A 24,880-nucleotide genomic window follows, 5' to 3' on the forward strand; every position below is an offset into this window, starting at 1 on the left:
CGAAAATGGTTTACTTTTTACAAATCCTCTACCTAAAAGGCTGTTTTTCACCACAGAACTTCGCTCATTTCCAACAAGTAATCCGAGCAGTAACCTTCCCGCCGAGCCTCACTCACTCTTGTGGTTTCAGGTTATTTCCCACAGTCACTGAAGTACGGATAGATAGATGAAAGCTACCAATTATCGCGAAATACCATACAATTTTACTTCTGCCGATGACCGGCTTATTATCAATCACCTGTTTGGCCCGGAACTCTGGGACGATCTCGATGAGCTACGCTCCCAACGCGTGACCGGTCGTTCAGCACGCCTGGTGATGCGCTGTATCGGTGATCTCTTTATTCTCCATCGCAACCCTTTCCTCTATCAAGAACTGATTGACTCTCCCCATCGCCGTTTGACCTTTTTCAAGGTCATGAAAAAGGACCTCGATATCATCGAATCCACGGCCCAAAAGGTCAATATTGACAGCGAACGCACCAGCAAAGTTGTCAACCTGGTGCGGCTCTGCCGTGAGAAGTCCAAAGAGTTGCAGACAGAGATCAACCAGGCCTCTGCAAATCGGAAAAATATCCGCAAAAAATTAGGGGCGATAATCGGTGGGGAGAATGTCTGTTTTGATCCCTTTTCTGTGATCAGTCATGCCACCGACGCCACTGACTGGCGCCTGCATCTCCCAGTGGCCATTGTTCGCCCGGCAAAAGAAGAACAGGTTGCTCCTCTGCTTGAAGCAATTGGCGAACTCGGACTCAAGGTTATTCCTCGTGGAGGCGGCACGGGGCTGACCGGTGGTGCTGTGCCGGTGAGTTCTGGTTGCGTGATTATCAACACCGAAAAGCTCAACACCATTCACGGTATTGAACACCGCAATTTTGAAAATGATAACGGCCAAGCCATTGAAATGCCTGTTATCAGGCTTGAAGCCGGAGTCATTACTCAGGATGCGATGCAATACTGTGAACAACAGGGGTTGGTCTTTGCCACAGATCCCACCAGCGCCTGGGCCTCGACCATCGGCGGTAATATTTCGGAAAATGCCGGAGGAAAAACCGCTGTTCTCTGGGGCACGGCCATAGATAACCTGCTGGGCTATACCATTGCCATGCCAGGTCGCGGCCTGGTGCATGTACGAAGGGCAAACCATCGGATGCGCAAAATATTGCCTGATGATCTGGTCGTCTATGAGGTCTTCAATGACCAAAAGGAGTTGATCAATTGCATCGAGCTTCGCGGTGACCAGATCCGTAAAAAAGGCTTATGGAAAGATATTACCAACAAAGCCCTTGCGGGCCTGCCTGGTGTTCAGAAAGAAGGAACCGATGGCATCATTACCTCGGCTGAATTCATCCTCTATGAGGCCTACGAGAAGAAGATGACCTTCTGTCTCGAATTTTTTGGCCAGGATATGGATGAGGCAAGTAAGGTTATCGTTGAAATCTCCGAGCAAATTACCAACCAGGGGGAAGAGGCCCTGATGGCGCTGGAGCATTTTGATGAGGAATACATCCGCGCCATTAACTACAAATTCAAGGCTGCCCGTTCCAATCCGCCCAAAGCTGTCTTGCTCATTGACATGGTGGCACATACTACCGAGCAGATAATGCGCGGGAAAGAGCGCCTGCTCAAACTTTTAGCTCGCTACGTCAACACCGAGACCTTTGTCGCCAGTGATGCGGACGAAGCTGCCCGCTTTTGGCGGGATAGAAAACGGCTTGGTGCGATTGCGGCCCGAACCAATGCCTTCAAACTCAATGAAGATATAGTGTTGCCCCTGCCCGCGCTTGCTGAGTTTGCCCGCTTCGTTGACAGCACCAATATAGATGAGGATATCTACAACCAGGAGTGTGTGCTTCAGGAAATTCTTGCGTACCTCCAGACCGCAGAGCCCATCGAAGATCCGGATTGGCTGGAGGCCAAGATCCCCAAGGCCGATGAGATCTGCACTCTGGCACTGCGAAAAATCAGAGAACGTGATATCGAGGCTCTTCAGGCCGAAACTGGACTGAAGAAAATGGAGTCAGAACTCCTTGAGCTATTTCGCGGCTACAAACGCATCAGCGCCAACATCCACCGCATAATAGACGAGGTACGAAAACGTCGCATCATCATCGCCACCCATATGCATGCAGGCGATGGCAATGTCCATGTCAACATACCGGTATTCTCCAACGACCGGTCCATGATGGAACGGGCTGCCAAAACAGCAGACGATGTCATGGCCAAGGCTGTTGCCCTTGATGGTGTTGTATCGGGGGAACATGGCATCGGCATCACCAAGATGAAATTTCTTGACGAACAACTGGTGGATGAACTCACCAGATACCGTCAGGAGATTGATCCGCGTGGAGTAATGAACCCTGGTAAATTGGTGGACCCGAAAATTATAGACAAGGTATTTACGCCTTCCTTCAATCTGCTTGAGCTTGAAGCCCGCATTCTCCAGCATGGATCCCTGGAAACCTTGGCCAACATGATCTCCAAATGTATACGCTGTGGAAAGTGCAAGGCCGATTGCTGCGTTTTCTATCCGGGTTCCAGCCTCTTTTTTCACCCCCGTAATAAAAATCTGGCCATTGGCTCTTTAATTGAGGCACTGCTCTATGATATGCAGCGCTCTCACTTTCCCCGATTCAACCAACTCAAAAACCTGGAAGAAATTGCCGACCATTGCACTCTCTGCGGCAAATGCTTCAAACCCTGCCCGGTGGACATCGATACAGCCAAGGTTTCGATTCTTGAACGGCAGATTCTCAGCGAACGCGGCTTTAAGCACTCCCCCCTGCCGACCAAAATGTCGCTGCACTTTCTGAAGACCCGCAACCGGCTCTACAACAGCGTCTTTCGCAAAACAGTTGTCGAATGGGGCGCCAGCATACAACGTTTTGCCGCCGAGATGATGAGCCAGGCCCCGGACGCGATACGCAGCAAAAACTGGCGCCTGGTGAATATGCTCAAATCACCGATGATGCAGCCTTCTAAAAAAGCACTTCGGGCCGACCTGCCGACCTGTTCGTTAAATGAGGCCATGCTCATCAACCCGCCCGGTACCATTGAAAAAACCGTGTTCTACTTTCCCGGTTGTGGTTCTGAACGGCTATACGCTGATATTGCCGAGGCTTCGATTTACACCCTACTCAAAAGTGGAACCCGAGTCGTGCTCCCTCCGTCTAACCTCTGTTGTGGGTTCCCGGCGAAGGCCAATGCCAAGTCAAAAATGCACTCCGACGTGACATTGCGAGACACCATCATCCTCAGCCAGATTCGAGAGATGCTGGGCCACATTCACTTCGATGGTTTGGTCATCAGTTGCGGCACCTGTCGTGAATCCCTGCACGAACTTGGTGCCGAGGAGATCTTTAGCTGCGAGTTGGAGGATGTCGGTTATTTTGTCCTGGAACAGGCCGGTGATCAATTTCATCGTCAACAGGACCGACAGGTTCTCTACCACGCTCCCTGCCATGATTCTCTCAAGGGGGAAGGTCCGGTGATGCTCCGCCGCCTCGTCGGCAAAATTGACTCCATTGACGGCTGCTGTTCCGAGGCTGGTACTCTGGCCCTTTCCCGACCGGATATTGCGGGCGCCATGCTCCAGAGGAAACGTGATTATCTCAACGAGCATAAAGAGCACAATGGCCCAGAACAGACCATGATCACCAACTGCCCTTCCTGTATCTCCGGCCTTGGAAGAAACCGTGATTTGGGAGTTACCCCCAAACATCTGGCGGTCCTCCTTGCGGAAGAACTGGGCGGGGCAGACTGGAAAAATGAATTTAAAACACTGGTTGCAGGTGCGGAGATCGTCACCTTCTAAGTCTTACTGGTTTCTTCAAAGGTGGGGAGGCGTTCCCCTCCCCACCTTGCCTCATCATATACTGGCTTCAAATTTCCGAGCAGAAAGTGGGTCGTTTTCATGGTTTTTTGCTGGAAGAAAATATCTTTTTCACTCGAATTTTTCGTCCTAATACCTTACTCTTCTTTTCTTAACAGGATGCGCGGGCGAAGCGGCCATTGACGCATTCGTATCTCTTTTGCATTTCATTTCACCCCAGGAGGCGGCATGCAAAGGCTTCAATTTCTCTGCACAGCACTTTTTTTCTGGGCACTTCTTACGCCCCCCTCATTTGCCGGCATTTCCATCTCCATTGGTGAGCCTGGTTTTTACGGTCAGATTGATATTGGTGGGTACCCCGCGCCACTTCTGGTTTTTCCAGAACCCATTATTGCCCAGCGGGTACGCACCTGGCATCCACCGGTCTATCTCCGTGTTCCCCCAGCCCATATCAAGCACTGGTACCGCTACTGCGGTAGGTATCAGGCCTGTGGGCGTCCAGTATATTTTATCGACGATGGTTGGTACAAAAACACCTATGCCCCCAGATATCGAAAACGAAATAACTTCCATCCTCGGCATCAGGTCGTCAAACCCCCGGAATACTACGAGTACAAACGGTATAGGCATCGTCCGCCGGAGCGTGTTTATCCCAGAAGGCAGTATGACGAAGAATATCAGGGACACAGACATGGACATGGGCATGGACATCGACGATAAGCGCATGACCTGATTTTTCTCTCAGAGATTCAATGAACAAAACAAAAAAGACCGCAGCAAAAAGCATCTTGCTGCGGTCTTTTTGTTATCTTCTGCCGCTTGTCCTGAAAAAAACTCAGCACGGGATGCTCCACCGGCTTAGGGGAGAGACACCCGATTATTTATTTTTTCTCTTGGCTATTTTTTTGCTGTACTGCCGTTTAAACATTCGCCTGGCTTCGGCGAGACGTTTTTCGCTGTTTTCAATCTGCAGTTCCTGCGCAGAACATTGTTCCTCATCCTTTTCCGGCTGGCGCTGGATATAACTGCCATCCGATTGCATCTCCCAGGCTCCCCGCTTATCAGCAAGTTGGAGATCCAACACTTCCCGTAGCTGTTTTTGCAACCCTGTTGTTTCGACCGGAGCAATCACCTCAACCCGTCGATCAAGGTTTCGTTTCATGATATCAGCCGACCCGATGTAGTACTGTTCTCTACCGTTGTTGGCAAAATAGTATATGCGGGCATGTTCCAGAAAACGCCCAACAAGCGATATAACGTGAATATTTTCAGAGAGACCGGGAATACCAGGGCGAAGCAGGCAGCTATCACGCACTATGAGATCTACGTGCACCCCGGCCTGAGAAGCAGTATACAAGGCCATAATGATATCCTGATCCGTGAGAGCATTGGTCTTCATCTGAATCAGTCCCTTTTTCCCTTTTTTCTGATGCTCTATCTCCCGTTTGATATTCTCCAACAAGGTCCTTTTCAGAATTTTTGGCGAAGGCAACAGTTTCTGGTAATTTCGGGATGGTGCGTATCCCAGGGTAAGAAAGTTAAAAAACTCCGTCAAATCGTTGCCAATTTCATTATCGCAGGTCAATAATCCCAGATCACTGTAAGCTCGAGCAGTTCCAGCGTGATAGTTGCCTGTACCGATATGCGCATAACGCTTGAGCCCTTCATAATCACGCCGCACTACAAAGATGACTTTGGAATGGGTCTTCAATCCAACCACCCCATAGGTAACGTGAATGCCGGCCTGCTCCAGATGGGCCGCCCAATGGATATTGGCCGATTCATCAAAGCGAGCCATCAGTTCAACCACAACAGCCACCTGCTTACCGTTGCGGGCTGCATCCAGAAGGTATTGAATGATCTGAGAGTTTGCCGAGGTTCGATACAACGTCATTTTGATCACCAATACTTTGGGATCGACACTGGCTTCCTGCAGAAAACGCTCAACTGAGGAGCTGAACGATTCATAGGGATGCTGGAGCAGAAAAGGCCCTTCCTCACGGATGAGATGAAATATACTGGGGAAATCTCCGGCAAGTCTATAATGATCAAGGGGTTGATGCGGTGGAAAGTGCAGCTCCTGTTTATCGATGGACACAATTTCCATTAAATCGCGCTTGCCCATGATACCGTCAACGGTGAAAACATCCTTGCGAGAGTCGATACCCAGATGGGCGGCCAGCATGCCCCGATGTTCACGGGTCATGGAGCCATCTACCTCCAGCCGTACAATCTCTGCAAATTTTCTATCCTGCAAGGCTGTTTCGATCATTGAGAGCAGATCGAGCGCCTGTTCCGACCACTGCTCGGTGATGGCATTGCGAGTGACGCGGAAAAGCTCGCAGCTTTCTATAACCATGTCAGGAAAAATTGTTTCCAGGTTATGGGCAATGAGATCCTCAAAGAGCACATATCTGTGGGTTCCATGTTCAATGGGAATAAACCGGGTTATGCCTGTGCCAGTGGTTGGCACCTTGATGCGATTGAGAAAGATATGCTCCTCATCCTTGTGGCGCGTGGCGACCAGGAGATTAAGTGACAGGTTGGAAATAAATGGAAAAGGGTGGGCAGGGTCCATCCCCTGCGGTGTAAGCAGGGGATAAATAAGTTCATGAAAATAACTGGCCAACTGCTCGCGCTCTTGAGCGTTAAGCTCACTGTATTTCAGAATATGGATATCATGCAGTGCAAGCAGGTGGAGGAGTTCTCTTTCTAGCTTTTGCTGCTCTTCCAGCAGCTGACGAATCATCTCGTAACTCTCATCGATCTGCTGCTGAGGGGTCCGGCCATCACTGGAAAGGAGTTTGAGCCCGGCACCGACCTGCTGTTTGAGGCCGCCGATACGCTTCATGAAAAATTCGTCTAAATTGGAGCCAATAACCGAAAGGAAAAACACACGCTCCAGAAGAGGATTGCGTTCATCTTTACTTTCGTTGAAAACACGGCGGTTAAATTCGAGCCAACTCAGCTCTCTATTCAGATACCACTGGGGAGCAGTCAAATCTGTGATCTGTTCCAAAGCAGGAACAGGTGTCTGCTCTGAAGAATGCTGCTCCGAGAAATTGGAATCGGAGTGTGCCAGATTTTCCATAAGTATGAGCCTCCACGAAAGCTGACTAAGCCTGAACTCCTTGAACTTACTGTACTTCAGACTAAAAACTGAACATCTTTTGTAAAAATTCACCTTTTGGCAAAAACAAACGTCTCTTCATGCAGTCAGAGAGCTGTAAAGAACGCCAGAAAAGTGAAACCAGGGGAACGAAACGGGTGAGGTCAGGGTGTTGCAGGTTTCCCTGCCGTTAAAAGAAAGACACTGAAGCTGGACTCGTTTTGCTGGCTATCAGCTTTTACAATGTGCGTTGCGGTTTCAATGGTCACATTGATAAAACCGGCCTGGCAAAAGATTTCATGAAGCCGATCCCGTTCGAACCCGAAATGATACACTCCCGTATTATCGCCATGAAACCTTCCGTCCTCTGCATCAAGGTCTGCAATGCATATCCCCCCTCCCGGCATCAGGAGACGATACAGCTGCTGCAGTAAAATATCGATGGCCTTGACGTGGTGGAATGTCATACTTGAAACGATTAGATCATATTTTCCGGGAAGACTCTGCCCTTGGGTAAAATCATATTGAAAGGTTCGAGCGTTGGACAATTTGAGATTGGAAATTTTGCGTTTAAGCACTTCAAGCATTCCATTTGAACTGTCTACACCGGTAATGGAATGAACAAGGGGTTGAAGTTGCATGGTGATCAGACCAGTACCACAGCCAAAATCCAACACATCAAGGGAGCCCGTCTCAGGAATTTTTTTCAGGATCGCATCTGCAATCTCTTGGGCAAGCAACACCCGTTGCGAGCGCTTATCCCAATGTTCAGCAGCAAAGTCAAAATTCCGGTGTTCTATACTCATTGGCCCCCTCTTTCTTCAGTGGCGAGCTGGCATGAGAGCACATACCAGGCAGACTGTTGACTGTTTTTGTTCTCATGAAGCAAGGCTCGCGTGCAGAATACCTGAAGCCCCACAGATCAAGATGCAGACAAAAAAGCAGAACTGATACAGAAGTGCATAGAGCATTCACTCTTTTGCACCCCGTACAAAAGAGTTATAGAGATAGATCCTAAACGAATACTCTATAAAGTACAATACTGGTCTCTATTTTTACACTCCTTCCCTAAGAGTACATATTCCTCTTCTACCACGAAAAATTTTAATACCGGTTTCTTTTCATGAACAATTTCACCCCGAATTCATTGATAGCCAAAGAACGTATCCCGTCGAGAACTCCGACCATCATGGAAAAAAGCAGGATACGCTCAAAAAAAAATATAATTTTTTTTACCAATCAAAAATTCGATTCTCTGGCAAGAAAAAACAAATAATTTAAACTAGATACCACTGAAATCCCATCTATTTTCCTTCAATCATCTTCTATTTGTTTCTTGTTAGGCTTGTGTGAGTATGGTACTTTCAGGCCAAATTTTTATACTTTTTTGAGCATCACCTTCACCTTTTGAAGGATTTGCAACACGTTAGGAAAATTTGGTTCCCGAATCGAATTGAGCCATAAAGCACACTATTTTCTGTACGGTTCTGATGTTCATCATCACAAAAAACACAGAAGAAAGAGGACACAATGAACACTAAAACAAAATTACCCGTAGCAGCGGCATCTCTGCTGCTCTCCGCCGTTCTCATGGGTGGCACCGTTCAGGCAGAAGAGGCCACCAGCCCCCTCCAGTTCTGGAGCGGCGATAACGGCTCCTACGCTAAAGTTACCTTTGGCGCATCCTTTGGCTTCTTTGCTCAAAGCAACACTTCATTCGGCGCAAACGTCGACTCTGATTCTTGGATGGAATCTGTCATTCGTCCCGGTCTGGAGTTCAATTTTGGTTTGGATAACACCCAGTCTATCTACGGCGCCTTGGACATCACCCAGTCAAATACCTTTGGCGGCAACGATGCATCACTGTCCAATGTTGGTTATGATGATCATTCATTGCGCTTTGATCACGCTTACATAGGGTGGAAATCAGGTGACCTCTTCAGTGCTCTGGGAGAAGATGCCATTGACGTTAAAATCGGTCGGGATAAATATGTAGTCGGCAATGGTTTCCTTTTTGCGAACCAAGGAGGTGCGGGCTGGGGACGTGCTGCATACTGGATTGGCGGCCGGAACAGTGCCGACTACTTAGGTGTCATCAAGATGACAAGTGGCAATTGGTCTGGCGATGTTGCTTATTTTAAAGCAGACAATACTGGTAGTGCTGACACCAAAGTTGGTGGCGGTAACGTAGAGTACAATGAAGAGGGGATGTACTACGTTGGTGCTGGTATCTATGGCGTTGATTCAGATACCGAAAAACGTGACTCCATGATGATCTACAATGGCCGCGTTGGGATCAACCCCTTCGCCATCGCCGGTGTGGACGCGCTCAAACCTCTGCATCTGGAGTTTGAGTATGTCTATGAAGACAAGGATAACAATTTTAAAAACGGTAACGCTTGGTATGCTCAGATCGGCTACACCTTCGAGAACTGTCCGTACACACCAACCCTCACCTACCGTTACGCCAGCTTTGATACCGAATACGACTCTATGTATTACGGTTCTACAGGATGGGAACAATGGTATCAGGGTGAGATCATTGGAGAATACGGTGTCGCTGTAGATGCAGACGACAACTCCTATTGGAACTCAAACCTTGAGACCCACATGCTCAAGTTATCCGTACAACCTACCGATGCAGTTACCGTTACCATGGCATACTTGAACTATAACGAGTATAGCTCAGGTAAAGACATCGCTCAAGAATACGATGTCATCGTCGACTGGAACGTCACGGACTATCTGTATCTCTCTCTCGTTGGTGGTATCGCTACCCCCGATGAAGTGTATGAAAAAAACGTTGGCGACGACAACTGGTCGTACATGATGATCTTCGGTTCCATCTCTTTCTAAGCAGATTACCGAATTTTTCGTTGTTTCGCTTAAGCCACATCCCACCTAGCACGGGATGTGGCTTTTTTTTACCTTTTTTAGCTTAAACCCGAATCCGTGACGGCGGGTGGTCACTGAACAACGCATCTTTTTAATAAGACGATCTATTTTTACAAATTCATATATTGTTCAGTTGCTCCCGCCGCCCTTTGGGGCATCCATTAGCACACCACCTTCATTGCCTGTAACATACCGATAAAGTTTACTTTAATCGGCATGTCACAAACAACGAAACTGGCGCACTGATGAATGCTCACGGATTCAGGTTAAATCCTAAACTGCTCAACTATCTTTTTCAGATCTCTTGCCAAATTCTGTAGATCGCCCGCGCTGGCACTCACCTTCTTACTGCCATCCGCGATACCTGTGGACGAGACACCCACCCCGGTGATATCCTCTGTGATTGACGAGGCGACTGCCGAACTCTGATTCACGTTTTCATTGACCTCCTGCAAGCCCATGGATGCCTGGGATATGTTTCCAGCGATCTCTCGGGTTGCCTCAGCCTGCTCCCCGACAGCACCGGCTATGGTACTTACGATTTCACCGACCTGATTGATCACCTTGGTAATGGAATCTATGTTCACAACCGTTTCAGAGGCGGTCTGTTGCACTCCACTGATCTGCTCCTTGATATGCAAGGTAGCATCCGCAGTCTGCTTGGCCAGTTCCTTAATCTCATTAGCAACAACAGCAAACCCCTTGCCCGCTTCTCCGGCACGGGCCGCTTCGATGGTTGCGTTCAAGGCGAGCAAGTTGGTTTGTTCGGAAATTTCGGTGATGGTTTCCGTGACCTTGCCAATGGCCTGAGCGGCTTCGCCTAATGCATCCATCTTCGTCACGGTTTGGGCTGCCTGGTCGACCGCATTACCTGCGACCTGATTGGCCTGCTCAACGTTCTGGGCGATATCACTGATTGTGGAGTTCATCTCCTCTGCAGCGGCTGCCACCATGCTGATATTGGTGGTCGACTCTTCCATGGCCGCAGCCACATTACCCAGGTTTGTATTCATTTCTTCTGCGGCAGCAGCAACGCTTTCCGCCTGTTTCGAGGCATTTCCCGACCCACTGGCCAGACCATCGGAAAGTTCAAGTAGCTCTCTGGATGAGCCATCCAACGCCAAGGTATTCTGACTGATATGACCGATGATCCCCTGCATTTTTTCCATAAAGACATTCAGCCAGGTGCCGAGTTCCCCGATTTCATCCTGAGAGCGGATCGTCAGTCTTTTGGTCAGGTCACCCTCTCCCTCGGCAATATCCTGTAACCCGGACACAGCTTCCCGAATAGGTTTGGCAATAGCCAGACTGAGAATAAAAGCCATGGCGGCGGCAACCGCACACGCTGTTATCAGTATGCTCACAAAGGTAATAAGAGCCCTGCTGTAGGTAGCCTCGGCCTGCTCACGGGCTATTCCTGCGTTTTTTAATGTGATTTCAGTTAATTTATCTATATTACCTCGCGCCTTCTCAAAGAGCTCACTTGCCAGCCCAAGACTCAAAGCCATCGCCTGTTGACGCGCCTCAGCTGTACCTGATTGCGCAAGATCCTCTACCTGACGGGATACCGGCTGCCAGGTCTTTCGATCTTGTTCAAAGGATTGAATAAGGGTGCGCTCCTCCTCAGAGGAAACCAATTGAGCGAACTTGCCAAAGCGATCAATGGCCTGTTGGATATTCTTTTCGTAATCATCCTTTAATGAGGTATATACCGATGAATGCACATCTGCAAATATCATTGTTCTCTCGGCGACAAGCGCCTGATGCAGATCACGATCTGCCTCAATGAGCAAATCCAGTGAAGGTAAACTGACGGAAAACAATGCGTTGAGATTTTGATTAATCAACGACATCCCGTGATAGGCTACCCAGCCGATCCCTGCCATGAACACGAGGATTAAAGTAAAGGTTGCTATCAGCTTATTCCGAATATTCAATCGACTAAACCCTATCATAATGCGGACTCCTTAAACGTGTTCTCATTTACGGGGTATTTTTTCTTCTTAATCCGGGATGACAGTATTTTGTTCCTTTATCATGGTATACGTCAAAAAATAGTGCTCCACAAATGCATTGTATGGTGAACATCAAATATTCCGACAATTTATGTTTCAAATGCAGTTAAAATGGAAAGAATAAGGGTTTTCCCTTAATGCACCTGTGCTCGTCTATTTATATCCAAAAACGGTACCAGAATGAAGCTGTGTTTCCTTTTTGGCGGAGACCTTTACGAATTTGAGGATATCCCCAGGATGACGAGCTTTCACTCCACCCAAAACGATTTATCCTCTAAATGGAAAATCACGGCTAACCTTGGCACAGTCTCTCAAAATATCAGTATCCTGGAGGAGTTCTTGAAAATTGATTGAGAAGGAAGGAAAAAACAGAGAACTTACAGAGGCCAGTTCGAGATGGCCCAAAGGTGATGGAGACTCACGCATTCAGGGAGTATTGCAACATACCTACTCAGAATATACAGGCAGCTCCGCATTTCTTTGACAGAGAGAAAATGAAAACGATATACTAACGTGACTGGTGCAGCTGTTCCTGTACGACGGTCATGTATCTTTCCTCTACCGTTTACTTCCTCAAGTTGAGCTTGAAATTTCCGCCGAACATGTCGAAAACTCAGATTAAGGCCTATGTCGACTCTGCTAAAAACAGGCTGTACCTTACCCTTTCAGGAAAGATCGACGCTCCTTCCTTAGAAAAACTATATACGGAAGTTCGTTTTGCGGTTGCCGACCTCAAGCCAGGATTTGAGGTGGTGAACGATATTTCTCGGTGTCAACTGATCTATGTCGCAGGCCTTCCGGTCTTCAAAAAAATCATTGATTACCTTCTCGTCCACAAGGCTGGGGAAATAGTGAGGATTATAGATAAAGACAACATCAGTTGTCGGCAAATTCTCAGCTTTACCGATCAGATAAACAGCTATCAACCATTGTACGTGGACTCTTCGGAGCATGCCGAACAGCAACTTGAATCTATGACACCAAGGGGCGGCATTCGCCTCAAACTGCGTCATCTCCGCATATCCTATGATTCCCCTGCTGGAAGTGGAGAGGCAAAGATTAGCGATATTTCAATTAGTGGATGTGGTGTGTGCCAGGCCACCCTTGTTTTGCCGGTTGGTACCGATTTTGAGGGGCATATAGCCTTTCCCTCACACCCTCCGCTCATAGGTCAAGTCCAGCTGAAGGCCACAGTGGTCCGCACAAGCGACGATGGTTTCGGTGCTAAATTCCTTGGAATCAGCGAAGAATTCCGTGAGCAGCTTTACCTGCGGCTTCTCCATGAAGCTTGCCAGTCTGCATTCAATAGGCGACCTGATCTCTCTCCCGAATGAATAAAAAAGCCCCGCTGCAACCAGCGAGGCGTAAATATTCTCGGCGTTCATCGCCTTGCACTTAACTCGTCCCCATCCAGAAATGGTCGTTTCGGAGTCGATGCTTCCCTGAACTTGAACAAAAATCCTTATTTCATACAGACACTAACTCGTTAACGAACGGTAAATCTCTGACATCCGCGCAGGCAACTGCTTGATCTTATCTATAAATATATAATTCACCTCACCATACATATGGTCCATGTATTCGTGAGCCTGCCGATCGATGGTGATACAGAAGGGATGAATCCCTTGAGCCTTGGCCTCGAGCAACGCATGCCGCGTGTCCTCAATGGCGTAGTCCCCTTTGTAATCATCGTAATCTTCAGGTTTTCCATCAGAAAGGACGATCAGCAGTCGCACTTTGGCCTCAACCGTGGAAAAAAGCGAGGTCATGTGGCGAATTGCCGGCGCCATACGTGTGTACTCACGAGGGCCGATTGCACTGATACGCTCCCGTACGGTCTGTGAATACCGCTCGTCCATGCGCTTGACGGGGAAGACTTCACAGCGCAGCCGCCGCATCCCTGAAAATCCATAAATGCCATAACGATCATTGAGCACCTCCATGGCCTCACAGATCAACACCAACGCCTCTTTGATCGATTGTCCCACCCATCCTGCGGTGGAGTTGGACATATCCACCAGAAAGTAGACTGCTATATCCCTTTGCTCTCTCGCCAGGCGTATAAAGAGCCGATCTGAACCATGGCGGCCCGCCTGCATATCCGACATGGATTCAACCACCGCGTCAAAATCAATGTCGCTGCCTTCCCGTTGACGCCGGACAAAGCGTTCACTTGTCTGGAGACGTTCAAACTGATGCCGCAGGCGACGAATATGCCCGCGGTATTGCGTAAGCGTCTTTTCCATAAAGGTATTTTTGACCGGTGTGACCTCCTTTTCCCGAACCACACACCAGTTTTTGCGAAACCCTTTACGGCGAAAATCCCACTCATCATAGACAATGGGCTCGAAATGTTCCGGCTCTCCACCACGTCCCCCCTGCCCTTCTTTGGCAAAGACCTGACCACCGCTGCCTTCGTTGGCATTGACTGTATTTTCCGTGGTCGCACTCTGGCCTGGTTCTGTGGTTTGAGAATTTTTTTCCTCAGGCAGTGCCGATTCCAAATTCATCTGCGAATGCATAAACGGCGGCAACTGTTCAAGAGCTGTCTCGATATCAATGATCATAGCGGCATCTTGGCCCTGTTGCTGGCCGCCATTGGCTGGTTGTTGCTCCTTGGGAGTCTGTTGCAGTACAGGTGGCAGATGCGCCGACTGCATCATACGCAACTCTTTATCCATCTTGGCGCGTAGGCCAAGGTTACGCATCTCCTGCAACCGTAACTTCCCCTGAAAAACAAGTGGTTTGGTGTTCTCAAAATTTTCATGGACATCGACAAGCGGCATCAATTCACGGACCGCATCCAGGCTGCCGCTGTTATCCTTGGCTGATTCTACAACAGTTGCAACAAGCTGACGGGCGGTATCATCGACCACTGACGTCCCCTCATCAAGCCAATGATTATGCAGCAGGCCATCCTGCAAACGGGAAAGAAGAGAGGAAGAGTCCGCCTCATCTTGCATGAGCTGATCCAACAGCGGAGCAGCCTGGCGCATCAAGCCGGGGAGTTCCTCGCGGAGGTACTGCAGAATGCGCGCGGTTTCAAAAAAATGAAACAGACATCGGGCATTGGCAGGACTGTCAAATTCGGAAAAGAAGCAGTCCAGCGGATGCGCCTGCTTCTTTTTGAGGGGCAGGTGGGCAGGTGCCTCAAACGTGCCGCCATCAAGACAGGCCCATTGAAAACTCGCCATGAGCTTATACAAAAGAAAATTAGAATCCTGCTCAGAAAAGACTCCTATTTCGCCGGGAAGAAACAGGGACTCGCCATCGGTTGAGGGCATATCCGCTGTTATAAGCGTCAGTTCCCTGCCTGCAAGGCCGTTGACATAGGGCTGCAGACGTCCCCGCACATCAACCAGGCGAAGACCGCCTTCCCCTCGTCGATAACAGGCAAACTGCTGCTCCACGTTTTCCATGAAGTGCTGCGCTGCGCGCAATCCACCAGTCTCGTAACGATCGAGCAAGCTATGCACCCAGAGGGAAAGTTCATCTGTATCCAGACAACAGAGCGCAGGACCGGCTGCATGCAGGTAGGCAAAACAAAGAGAATGGGACACCGGCCATATAGCTGGAATCTGAGAAAAAATATCGTCTACGTATTCGGCTTCATCGCTGGCAAGGGGACCAAGCGCCTCTTCCACATCCCATTCGTTGGGAATGGAAGGCGCTACTATCTCAAAAAACCGTTCTTTGAGTACTTCCAATTCCATAGCCGTCTCTCGTGCTGGGTTAGAAGAGCGAACTGATCATTTCGTCCATGGCCGCAAGCAACTCTTTATCGTCGGTAAGGGCCTCGCTTATGGCAGCCCGGCAGGCTGTTTTGACTGAAATACCACGGCCGATAAGCTTTCCGGTCTGGATCAGAAGCCGGGTCGAGGCCCCTTCTGGCAGCCCCGAGTCTTTCAGCCCTCGGGTCATTCCCGCCAGCTTGACCAGTGATTTGGCCAGCGAGGCGTCAACACCGGCTTCTGTACAGACAATCTCCGCTTCCATGTCTGCTTCAGGATAATCAAAGCTCAGGGCAACAAAACGCTGCCGGGTGGATGCTTTCAAATCTTTGAGCACACTTTGGTATCCAGGGTTGTAGGAGACGGCCAGCATAAATTCATTGGGTGCGGTAAGTAACTCACCCCTCTTTTCAATGGGAAGCTGACGCCTGTCATCTGCAAGGGGATGAATGACCACAGTGGTGTCTTTCCGCGCCTCCACCACCTCATCAAGGTAACAGATGGCTCCGGCACGCACCGCCATGGTCAGGGGACCGTCTGTCCAGACAGCCTCTCCGGAACGAATCAGATACCGCCCAACAAGATCGGAGGTCGAAAGATCGTCATGGCAGGACACGGTCACCAGTGGCCGTTTCAGGTACCAGGCCAGATACTCCATAAATCGGGTTTTACCGCAACCGGTAGGGCCTTTGAGCAACAAAGGGGAACCATCTGCGTAGGCCGCCTCGGCAACGGCCAGTTCGTCACCCGTGGCCAGATAATAGGGCTCTGTTTCGATTCTATATTCATCAATGCGCAACTGTTGTCCTGACATCAGTTCCTCCGAGTAATATGAGTTGAGTATGACCTGAATCTGTGACGGCGGGTGGCTTACAGAACAACGTATTCACCTCAGTCAGTGAAAATTTTTGAGAAAATTATATTGTGTTCAGCCTCACCCAATGAATGCTCACGAATCTAAGGTATGAGGCAACCATAAGAACAGCTCTCAAAATTGACAAGCATAGTTTTCCCGGCAATTTCATTTGGTTATTGCGCAATGTCCAGGCCATGAGTACATTGAAGCTCAGGTGGCGGTGCCCGGATTGCCTGCTCCGCTTAACGTCCTTTCTAGGCAAACACCCCAAATTCCATGTGTATTGACCTGCATACCCACTCTGTCTATTCCGATGGCAGTTCAACACCAACGGAACTGATAGAACTTGCTGCCCAAAACGGTCTCAAAGGGTTGGCACTCACTGACCACGATACCGTTGAGGGGGTTCCGGAACTTGTCCGGCTTGGCAAAGAGGCAGGGATTCCCATTATAACAGGGGTAGAGATTTCCACCACCTTACGAGAACATACGCTCCACATGCTGGGATACGGCATTGATCCTACGGATCCGAGTCTGCTTGCCTGGCTCCGCCCTCTGCAGGAAGGTCGCGACAAGCGCAACAACGCAATTCTTGCAAAACTACAAAACCTGGGCATTGAGATCAGTGCCGCTGAGGTGGAGCGCATCTCCGGCTGCGGCCAGACTGGACGACCGCATATCGCCAGGTACCTGGTGGAGAATGGCGTGGTTGAATCCTTCGAGGCTGCCTTCCGTCAGTTTCTTGGCCGCAACAAACCCGCCTGGGCAAGTCGTTTTTCCTACCCTGCAGCGGAGGCCATCTCCATGATCCACCGCTGTGGCGGGGTGGCGGTGCTGGCCCATCCAGGGCACATTGACAAACAGATGCGCAAACAACCGGCCATCATTCGTGAACTCGTTTTACGCGGACTTGACGGCCTGGAGTTGTACTATCCCACGCATAGTCGTAAAATGAAAAAAAAGCTGCGGGCTCTGGTACAGGAACTGGGCTTACTTGCCACAGGTGGCAGTGATTTTCACGGACAGACCCGGCCAACCCATCGGTTGGCTGGAACAAGCCATGAATTCTGCCCCCCCTGCTCTATCCTGAAAGAGATCAAAGAACGCCAGCACGCCCTCAATCGGTAAACTCTCATTCGGACCATACGCCATGCATACCATTCTCATTGTTGACGACGAACCTAATTATCAAATCGTTCTCGCTGAGCTCTTAAAGGACGAGGGATACGAGGTTTTCACCGCCGACAGCGGCAAGGCCGGGTTACCCACCGTCTACTCCACTGACCTGGATCTGGTTATCTCCGACATGAAGATGCCCGGAATGGATGGTATCGAGTTTCTGGCAAAGATCAAGGAATTCAACCGAGAGCTTCCCGTTATCCTTATCACCGCCTACGCTGAGGTGGAAAAGGCGGTGGAGGCCATGCGGCTTGGCGCCTTTACCTATCTGGCGAAGCCTTTTTCCAATCAACAGCTCCTGGCAAGCGTGACCAAGGCGGTGGAGCATTATGGATTGGTGCGGGAAATACGGCGCCTGCGGGCAGAGGCCACGCCGAAATCCGGTTTTGGCGGCATGATCGGCAAAAGCCCATCCATGCGCGCGGTCTACCAGCTCATTGAAAAGGTATCGCCAACCCCCTCCTCGGTGCTGATCACCGGAGAATCCGGGACCGGCAAAGAACTGGTTGCCCGGGCTATTCACAATCTCAGCCCCCGCAAAGACGCGCCTTTTATATCGGTCAACTGCGCTGCCCTCTCCGAGCACCTTTTGGAGAGCGAACTCTTTGGTCATGAAAAAGGGGCATTTACCGATGCGGTGGTCATGCGCAAGGGTCGTTTTGAACTGGCTGATACCGGCACCCTTTTCCTTGATGAAATAGGTGAAATGCCCCAGCAGCTCCAGGCCAAATTACTGCGGGTGCTCCAGGATAAAAGTTTTGAACGGGTGGGCGGCACGGTCACCCAGAATGTGGATGTGCGCATTCTGGCCGCAACCAATAAGGATCTCAAGGATGAGGTAGACAAGGGGCATTTTCGAGAAGACCTCTACTACCGGCTCAATGTGATTCATATTCACCTGACGCCGCTCCGGGAACGGGTGGATGATATCCCTCCGCTTGTCACCCATTTTATTGAGAAAAACAGCAAAACCCTGGGAAAGGAATTCGACATCTCCCCCGAGGCCCTGCGTCTTCTGGTCAGCCTGCCCTGGGAGGGCAATGTGCGCGAACTGGAAAACACCATCGAACGGGCTGCGATTCTCTGCAACGGTGATCGCATCGAACCAGAGGACGTGCAACCCGACTCCAGTGAATTAATCACCGCCCAGGAGTGGTCAACCGGACTGGAGCTGAGTCAGTTCATTCCCGATAATCTCAGCCTTGCCGAGGTGTTAAACGGCATTGAAGAGAAGCTGGTGCGCAAAGCCCTGGACGATAATTTCTATGTCCAGGCACGGGCTGCGGAACAGCTGGGCATCACCAAGAGCCTGCTCCAATACAAGATGAAAAAGTATAATTTGCAACGACGTAAAAAATAAATTTTGACCTGATTCCGTCCCCCCGCGGTGGCGGACTCAGTTGTTTACTCCCGGATCAAAAAGCAAAGCCATTTACTGCCCTGATCCAGGCTTGCTCTTCGACGCATTCCCTCATCTCTTGGAAAGAGGAGGTTTCTTTTTTCCGTGCGACGAAAACAAAACATCAGCACCCTCCTGTATCCCCTACTCATTGCCATCCTCATCGGTGCGCTCGCGGGTCTGGGGGCTGTCTTTTTTCGTTGGCTGATCCACCAGTTACTCCTCTTCTTCGACTGGATCCTTTTGTTCTTTCAGCATGCCCAATCCTCTCCCTGGTGGTATCGGCTTTTGCTTCCCACCTCCATAGGCCTGCTGCTCGGTCCCATCATTGTTTTTTTTGCTCCTGAAACTCGCGGCCCAGGTGTTCCCGAAGTGATCGAAGCGCTCTCCCTGCGAGGTGGCCAGATTCGCCACCGGGTGACGCTTTTTAAAACCGGGGCCACCGCCCTGTTCATAGCGTCTGGTGCCTCGGTGGGACGCGAAGGGCCCATTGTCCAGATTGGTGCCTCCCTTGGCTCCAGCCTCGCCCAACTGTTGAAACTCGACCGGGACAAGCTGCGCATGGCCGTTGCCTGTGGGGCCGCGGCAGGAATTGCCGCCACCTTTCAGGCCCCCATGGCCGGGACCCTCTTTGTTGCTGAAATTATCCTTCGGGAAATTGAGGCGGTGGCCCTAAGCAGCCTGGTTATAGCTGCGGTCACCGGGACCCTGGTCAGCCGCGCCTGCTGGCAGGGTGCAGCGGTGTTTCACATTCCCGCCTTCAGCATGCAGCATCCGGCTGATCTGCTTTTATACCTGGCAATGGGCCTCTGTTGTGGGCTTTTGGGCCTGCTGCTCATGAGTCTTGTCTTTGGCCTGCCGCGGTTGCTTGAAAAATCCCCTTTGCCCCGATGGGCCATGCCCGGCTTTGGGGGCCTGGTTGTCGGTTTGCTCGGACTTTTCTGCCCGCAGGCGTTGGGCCTGGGCTACGACAGCATCAACCAGGCACTGACCAATCAGTTACCGCTGGCATTGGCGTTGTGGCTGGTGCTTCTCAAGACCTTGACCACGGGGGTTTCATTAGGCTCAGGAATGAGCGGTGGTATCTTTGCCCCCTCTCTCTTTCTTGGCGCCATGGTCGGAACAGTCTTTGGCAACATTGCCCAGGTCCTGTGGCCGGCCACGCATCCCCTGACCGCTCACTTCAGTTTAATTGGTATGGGAGCACTTGTCAGTGGCACCACGCTTGCCCCGATAACGGCCATACTCACCATCTTTGAGCTAACCTACAACTATGAGGTCATCGTGCCGCTGATGGTCGCCTGTATTCCCAGTGTGCTGGTTGTCCAGCTGCTGCATGGCTACTCGGTCTATGAGACAAATCTGCTTGGTCGGGGAATTAATATCGTGCGCGGCCACGATGTGAACCGATTACGCAATATGTTGGTCAAAGACTATATGTGTCGGGAATATGAGTCGGTCGACGAAAGTCTCCCGCTGGGAAGATTAGCGGAGCAGATGGCGGCGAGTTCTTTCCCTCATTTTGTGGTGCTCAATCACCAGGGGCAACTCTCCGGTGTTATTGCACTGCGAGACCTGCGTAGCCTGATGAGCCGCAATCCACCCGGTGAAATCAGCTGGACCTCTCCGACCTCACGTCTGATGCAGCAAAAGGTTATCACTGTGAGTGAGACTGACAGTTTAGAAAACGCGTTTGATCTGTTTGCCCGCCATACCATTTCTTTTGTCCCGGTCAGGTCCAGGCAGGAGTCGGGAATCATTGTCGGGATTCTGAAAAAATCCGATCTGGTAGCAGCCTATGACCAGCAGATCCTCAAGGACCGGATTCTGCCGTCTCGCTCCTGGTTTATCCCGATGCACAAACAAAAACCGTGACATCTGTTACGCATTCAGGAATACGATCTGGCTTAAGGTAAAAAGACACCGTTCCTGCCGCGTATGATATGAACTGGTTAGCGCCGATTGAGATTACAGGTTTGAACCTGCTCTAGGACAACGGAGAGGTCTCGGAAAAACAGGGCTGCCGCCGGGTCATCCGGATTTTTCCCCAACCGTTCTTCATAACGGGCAAAAAGCTGGGTCAGCACCTGGAGGAGTTGATCTTCTTCAAGGTCGCCAAGCAACTCCCAAATATCAGATTCATTCATCGGACGATTCTTGTGCTGGTGGTGAAGAAGAAGAGGGTTCCCCCTCCTCTTCAAGGATATAGCCAATACCGCAGCAGTTGGGGCACTCTTCCTGAGTGATAAAAAACCGACTCTCTCCGGCAAAGTAGCCTATTTCGCCACTGCCGCCACAGGTTGGACAGACTTTTTTTTCCTCAGCCATAGAGCCCTCCTGGAATGCAGGGTTAGATCAGGCCAGCCGCCTGTTTTGCAGCCTGCAGGGTATTTTTCATCAACATGGTGATTGTCATGGGGCCGACGCCACCAGGAACAGGAGTGATGGCCTTGACCTTGTCCACCACATCATTAAAGTCGACATCACCTGCCAAGATAGCTTTGCCACTCTCCGCCTGCCCTATACGGTTCACCCCGACATCAATGACTACCGCCCCTTCTTTCACCTGATTGCCTTTAATCATTTTCGGCACACCGGCGGCGACGATCAGAATATCGGCACGTTTTGTATGGTAATCCATATCTTTGGTCCGGGTATGGCAGATAGTCACGGTGGCGTTACCCGCCTCGCGTTTTTGCAGCATGAGGTTGGCAATGGGCTTACCGACGATGTTGGAGCGCCCAACCACCACCACTTCGGCACCGGAGGTTTCCGTACCGGAACGTTGCAGGAGTTCCAGGATGCCATGCGGGGTGCAGGGCAGGAAGCAGCGCTCACCAAGCATCATTTTACCTACATTAACCGGATGAAAACCATCAACGTCCTTTTCCGGATCGATGGCAAAAAGAACCTTTGCCTCGTTGATATGCTTGGGCAGGGGCAACTGCACCAGAATTCCGTGGATCGCGGTATTAGCATTATATTCGCCAACAATACGCAGCAACTCTTCCTCAGAGGTGTCCGCTGGCAGGGTTACCTGCTCGGAATGAATACCAAGGGCATGGGCGGTTTTATTTTTCGCCGCCACATAGGACTGGGAGGCAGGGTCCTCACCAACAAGGATCGTCACCAACCCGGGAACCACACCATGCTGGGTCTTCAAGTCGGCAATTTCAGTGGCAAGTTCTTCACGGATGGCCTTGGCGGTTTCAACACCGCTGATAATTTGTGCTGGCATAATATTCACTTCAAAAAAAGATGTTTGTAGAGATGAAGAAAAAAATTTCTAAAGTACTGCACGTGCCGAAATTTTCAAGCGCAGATAGTCGACATGAGCCGACCGGATTCCCTTTATTGATCACGCACGTCCCATTGTATGGCTCCTGCCCTCCTGAATCAACTGGGCAAGAGCGGTTTGTCGCTTTGATGTATCCTGATTCTGGATCGCCATGGCAAGTGATTGGCGGGCGCCAACCAGAACCACCAGTTTTTTCCCTCGGGTCAGCCCCGTATAGATAAGGTTTCTGAAAAGCATACGATAATGCTGGCTGAGAACGGGGATGAGGACTACATCGAATTCGGACCCCTGGGATTTATGAATGGTGATGGCATAGGCCAGATCCAGCTCTGTGATCTGCTCACGACTATATTCAACCCGCCGCAGTTCCGGAAAGAACTCGACGCAGAGGGTTAACTCGCTGTTGTTAATCGCGACAATCCGACCGATATCTCCATTAAAAACATTGAGGTCATAGTTATTCCGTCGATGGATTACCCTGTCGCCCACACGAAACACACGCTCTCCCACCTGAAGTTCCGCTTTATCCGGATGAGGCGGATTGACACTGACTTGCAGAGTCGTATTCAACCCAGCCGCCCCCAAAGAGCCGCGAATCATTGGCGTCAGCACCTGGATTTCTGCACCCGGAAAGTATTTCGGAACCCACTGGCTATAGAGCTTACGCATGACATCAAGAGCGGTGAGTCCGTAGTAGAGCGAAGACCAGGGATGGGTCTTCTTGGCAAGTGCAATCAACTCGGCAGCACCTGAATCTGCCGTGGCAAGCTCGCTCAAAGAGACATGGGCAAACTTCTCCGGCACGGAAAAATCGGGGTTGTTTTCACCGCATTCAATAGAGACGTACGGTGTTTGTTCGTAGAGTTCTTCTCGAGCCTGAAAATCCGCATACTCCTGCTTGACCCGGGCAATGAACTGCAACTGCTGCTTGGTGGCCTCGCTGGAGTCGATAAAAAAACAGTCGCTCTCCTGCCAGAGCTTGGGATGCTTGAAGGGGGAATCGAGCTGTGGCATCTCCCCCCGGTTAATCTGGTGTGCCGTCTGAATGATATTTGAGGCACTTGCCTGGCGAAATATGGTGGTCAAACGGTATATTGGCACGGCTCCACAGTCAATACAATCCCGCAACACGTTGCCTGCGCCAACCGATGGTAGCTGATCGGCATCGCCGATAAAAAGAATCGCTGTTTCAGGGGCAACAGCCTTCAATAGGGAGGCAGTGAGGGAGATATCAAGCATGGAACTCTCATCGATGATGAGAAAATCGGCTTCTAAGGGATGCTCTTCACAACGTTTAAATCCATTGCCCTGAAATTCAAGCAACCGGTGGATGGTTTTGGCCTCCAGTCCAATAACTTCGCCCATACGCTGGGCAGCCCTCCCCGTGGGGGCAGTCAACGCGACTCGCTGGTGCATGGCCCGGAGCAGGGCCACGATCACCCGTGTGGTTGTGGTTTTTCCACAACCGGGTCCACCGGTGAGAATGGAACAACGCTGATCGACCACTGAGCAAACCGCCTCAACCTGCTCGGGGCTTAATGCCATCTCCTGCGCGCTGGTGAAGCGATGCACCCAGTCTTCGACACGCGTACCATCAACCTGCCGTCGGCCAACAGCCCCACCAACGCGCCTGGCGACATACTCTTCGTCATAATAGAGTGATTTCGCATAATAGCAGGGAGTACGATCAGCGGAGTCCGTTACGGCAAGCATGCGTATTTTCAGCTGATTCTCCCTGGCCATAACATCGAGATGAGCAGGGATAGTGGCCTGCAACTCCAGTCCCAGCAACTCTTCAACCTGGCTGATGATCTGTGCCAGTTGCAGATAACAGTGACCGAACTCACGCGCTGCAGAGAGAACATGGGCAATGGCAGCACGGACACGAACTTCTGAGTCCGGGGCAAACCCTAGTGAAAGCGCAACGCGATCAGCTGAAAAAAAACCGATGCCATAAAAATCCTGGGCCAATCGATAGGGATTTTCCTGAACAAGTCCGATGGATTGCTCGCCATAAAGCTTAAAGATACGCACTGCAAACAGGGTTGAGATCCCGTGGGACTGCAAAAACATCATCACTTCTCGAATGGCCCTGTGCTCCCCCCAGGCAGCACGAATCATTGTGAGTTTTTTCTCAGCAATCCCTTCAACTTCGGTCAGTCGATCTATCTCATCTTCAAAAACTTGTAACGTCTCTTCACCGAAATGACGAACAATACGAGCAGCAGTTTTAGGCCCCACCCCCTTGATCAGGCCACTTCCCAGGTATTTTTCCAGGGCACCTGCCGTGGCGGGGCGAAGCTCGGTGGCATACTTCGCCTTGAACTGGCGACCAAATTTGGGATGTTGTCCCCAGGCGCCGGTAAACTCCATGGTGGCCCCGGCGTACACTTTCATCTGGTGGACTGTTACCGTTTCCAGTTCGCCAAAACCTCCAAAAAGGCTGACTCGCAAAACAGACCAACCGTTGGCTTCATTGTGATATGTGACTCGTTCGACAATACCACGGATTTTTTCTTGAATATCCGTCTGTTCCAAACCTGATCAACCGAAATTAAAATTGTTCCTT

Annotated in this window: 16 protein-coding genes; 7 read left to right on the forward strand and 9 right to left on the reverse strand. The window is 50.5% G+C overall.

Annotated elements, in window-relative coordinates; genetic code table 11:
* Positions 1 to 166 precede the first annotated feature (166 nt).
* Together JWJ90_RS06510 and JWJ90_RS06515 are read left to right on the forward strand one after the other, a co-directional pair.
* Positions 167 to 3,811, forward strand: coding sequence for a DUF3683 domain-containing protein (locus JWJ90_RS06510; RefSeq protein ID WP_205226399.1), 3,645 nt, complete (start codon positions 167 to 169; stop codon positions 3,809 to 3,811).
* A 246-nt stretch (positions 3,812 to 4,057) separates the two neighbouring features.
* Entirely contained in the window at positions 4,058 to 4,549 is a 492-nt protein-coding gene (locus JWJ90_RS06515) for a hypothetical protein (RefSeq protein WP_205226400.1), read from the forward strand.
* Positions 4,550 to 4,706: 157 nt separating this feature from the next.
* Here JWJ90_RS06515 and ppk1 read toward each other — a convergent pair whose 3' ends face one another.
* Both ppk1 and JWJ90_RS06525 read right to left on the reverse strand, forming a co-directional pair.
* Complete coding sequence (gene ppk1, locus JWJ90_RS06520) at positions 4,707 to 6,920, reverse strand: polyphosphate kinase 1 (protein ID WP_205226401.1); 2,214 nt, start codon at positions 6,918 to 6,920, stop codon at positions 4,707 to 4,709.
* 182 nt (positions 6,921 to 7,102) lie between these two features.
* Positions 7,103 to 7,744 (reverse strand): class I SAM-dependent DNA methyltransferase, encoded by a 642-nt coding sequence (locus JWJ90_RS06525; RefSeq protein ID WP_205226402.1) that lies wholly within the window; start codon positions 7,742 to 7,744, stop codon positions 7,103 to 7,105.
* Between the two features lie 724 nt (positions 7,745 to 8,468).
* On the opposite strand from JWJ90_RS06525, the gene JWJ90_RS06530 reads away from it, so the two are divergent.
* The gene (locus JWJ90_RS06530; protein WP_205226403.1) at positions 8,469 to 9,794 is read left to right on the forward strand and encodes an alginate export family protein; all 1,326 of its coding nucleotides are present in this window, start codon (positions 8,469 to 8,471) and stop codon (positions 9,792 to 9,794) included.
* A 305-nt stretch (positions 9,795 to 10,099) separates the two neighbouring features.
* Here the strand turns inward: JWJ90_RS06530 and JWJ90_RS06535 are convergent, their stop codons facing one another.
* Positions 10,100 to 11,788, reverse strand: a complete 1,689-nt coding sequence (locus tag JWJ90_RS06535) for a methyl-accepting chemotaxis protein (protein WP_205226404.1) — start codon at positions 11,786 to 11,788, stop codon at positions 10,100 to 10,102.
* Between the two features lie 662 nt (positions 11,789 to 12,450).
* On the opposite strand from JWJ90_RS06535, the gene JWJ90_RS06540 reads away from it, so the two are divergent.
* On the forward strand, positions 12,451 to 13,182 hold the full coding sequence (locus tag JWJ90_RS06540; protein ID WP_205226405.1) for a PilZ domain-containing protein: 732 nt from the start codon (positions 12,451 to 12,453) through the stop codon (positions 13,180 to 13,182).
* A gap of 144 nt (positions 13,183 to 13,326) precedes the next feature.
* Here the strand turns inward: JWJ90_RS06540 and JWJ90_RS06545 are convergent, their stop codons facing one another.
* Together JWJ90_RS06545 and JWJ90_RS06550 are read right to left on the reverse strand one after the other, a co-directional pair.
* Positions 13,327 to 15,561 carry a nitric oxide reductase activation protein NorD gene (locus JWJ90_RS06545; RefSeq protein WP_205226406.1) on the reverse strand — a complete coding sequence of 745 codons (2,235 nt, stop codon included), beginning with the start codon at positions 15,559 to 15,561 and terminating at the stop codon, positions 13,327 to 13,329.
* 19 nt (positions 15,562 to 15,580) lie between these two features.
* Positions 15,581 to 16,393, reverse strand: coding sequence for a CbbQ/NirQ/NorQ/GpvN family protein (locus JWJ90_RS06550; RefSeq protein ID WP_205226407.1), 813 nt, complete (start codon positions 16,391 to 16,393; stop codon positions 15,581 to 15,583).
* A 318-nt stretch (positions 16,394 to 16,711) separates the two neighbouring features.
* Between JWJ90_RS06550 and JWJ90_RS06555 the strand changes: the two genes are divergently transcribed.
* From JWJ90_RS06555 to JWJ90_RS06565, 3 genes are all read left to right on the forward strand, one after another.
* A complete protein-coding gene (locus JWJ90_RS06555; protein ID WP_205226408.1) occupies positions 16,712 to 17,563 on the forward strand; it encodes a PHP domain-containing protein in 852 nt (283 codons plus the stop codon).
* A 22-nt stretch (positions 17,564 to 17,585) separates the two neighbouring features.
* The gene (locus tag JWJ90_RS06560) at positions 17,586 to 18,974 is read left to right on the forward strand and encodes a sigma-54-dependent transcriptional regulator (protein ID WP_205226409.1); all 1,389 of its coding nucleotides are present in this window, start codon (positions 17,586 to 17,588) and stop codon (positions 18,972 to 18,974) included.
* A gap of 144 nt (positions 18,975 to 19,118) precedes the next feature.
* The gene (locus tag JWJ90_RS06565; RefSeq protein ID WP_205226410.1) at positions 19,119 to 20,888 is read left to right on the forward strand and encodes a chloride channel protein; all 1,770 of its coding nucleotides are present in this window, start codon (positions 19,119 to 19,121) and stop codon (positions 20,886 to 20,888) included.
* Positions 20,889 to 20,965: 77 nt separating this feature from the next.
* Here JWJ90_RS06565 and JWJ90_RS06570 read toward each other — a convergent pair whose 3' ends face one another.
* The 4 genes from JWJ90_RS06570 to recD2 all read right to left on the reverse strand — a co-directional run bounded on the left by JWJ90_RS06570 (position 20,966) and on the right by recD2 (position 24,849).
* Positions 20,966 to 21,160: a hypothetical protein gene (locus JWJ90_RS06570; RefSeq protein WP_205226411.1), complete on the reverse strand. Its 195-nt coding sequence runs from the start codon at positions 21,158 to 21,160 to the stop codon at positions 20,966 to 20,968.
* On the reverse strand, positions 21,153 to 21,341 hold the full coding sequence (locus JWJ90_RS06575; protein WP_205226412.1) for a hypothetical protein: 189 nt from the start codon (positions 21,339 to 21,341) through the stop codon (positions 21,153 to 21,155). The genes JWJ90_RS06570 and JWJ90_RS06575 overlap by 8 nt, the downstream gene beginning before the upstream one ends.
* A 22-nt stretch (positions 21,342 to 21,363) precedes the next feature.
* Positions 21,364 to 22,251 (reverse strand): bifunctional 5,10-methylenetetrahydrofolate dehydrogenase/5,10-methenyltetrahydrofolate cyclohydrolase, encoded by an 888-nt coding sequence (locus tag JWJ90_RS06580; protein ID WP_205226413.1) that lies wholly within the window; start codon positions 22,249 to 22,251, stop codon positions 21,364 to 21,366.
* Between the two features lie 120 nt (positions 22,252 to 22,371).
* Positions 22,372 to 24,849, reverse strand: coding sequence for an SF1B family DNA helicase RecD2 (gene recD2, locus JWJ90_RS06585; RefSeq protein WP_240194789.1), 2,478 nt, complete (start codon positions 24,847 to 24,849; stop codon positions 22,372 to 22,374).
* Positions 24,850 to 24,880 lie beyond the last annotated feature (31 nt).

The organism is Desulfobulbus rhabdoformis (assembly GCF_016919065.1).
Lineage (GTDB): Bacteria > Desulfobacterota > Desulfobulbia > Desulfobulbales > Desulfobulbaceae > Desulfobulbus > Desulfobulbus rhabdoformis.

Bases quoted from the DNA above. Each gene is read 5' to 3' on its own strand.
- JWJ90_RS06550 (WP_205226407.1), bottom strand. From the start codon at position 16,393: ATGTCAGGACAACAGTTGCGCATTGATGAATATAGAATCGAAACAGAG.
- JWJ90_RS06580 (WP_205226413.1), bottom strand. From the start codon at position 22,251: ATGCCAGCACAAATTATCAGCGGTGTTGAAACCGCCAAGGCCATCCGT.
- ppk1 (WP_205226401.1), bottom strand. From the start codon at position 6,920: ATGGAAAATCTGGCACACTCCGATTCCAATTTCTCGGAGCAGCATTCT.
- JWJ90_RS06515 (WP_205226400.1), top strand. From the start codon at position 4,058: ATGCAAAGGCTTCAATTTCTCTGCACAGCACTTTTTTTCTGGGCACTT.
- JWJ90_RS06570 (WP_205226411.1), bottom strand. From the start codon at position 21,160: ATGAATGAATCTGATATTTGGGAGTTGCTTGGCGACCTTGAAGAAGAT.
- JWJ90_RS06560 (WP_205226409.1), top strand. From the start codon at position 17,586: ATGCATACCATTCTCATTGTTGACGACGAACCTAATTATCAAATCGTT.
- JWJ90_RS06575 (WP_205226412.1), bottom strand. From the start codon at position 21,341: ATGGCTGAGGAAAAAAAAGTCTGTCCAACCTGTGGCGGCAGTGGCGAA.
- JWJ90_RS06510 (WP_205226399.1), top strand. From the start codon at position 167: ATGAAAGCTACCAATTATCGCGAAATACCATACAATTTTACTTCTGCC.
- JWJ90_RS06545 (WP_205226406.1), bottom strand. From the start codon at position 15,561: ATGGAATTGGAAGTACTCAAAGAACGGTTTTTTGAGATAGTAGCGCCT.
- JWJ90_RS06525 (WP_205226402.1), bottom strand. From the start codon at position 7,744: ATGAGTATAGAACACCGGAATTTTGACTTTGCTGCTGAACATTGGGAT.
- JWJ90_RS06555 (WP_205226408.1), top strand. From the start codon at position 16,712: ATGTGTATTGACCTGCATACCCACTCTGTCTATTCCGATGGCAGTTCA.
- JWJ90_RS06530 (WP_205226403.1), top strand. From the start codon at position 8,469: ATGAACACTAAAACAAAATTACCCGTAGCAGCGGCATCTCTGCTGCTC.
- JWJ90_RS06540 (WP_205226405.1), top strand. From the start codon at position 12,451: ATGTCGAAAACTCAGATTAAGGCCTATGTCGACTCTGCTAAAAACAGG.
- JWJ90_RS06535 (WP_205226404.1), bottom strand. From the start codon at position 11,788: ATGATAGGGTTTAGTCGATTGAATATTCGGAATAAGCTGATAGCAACC.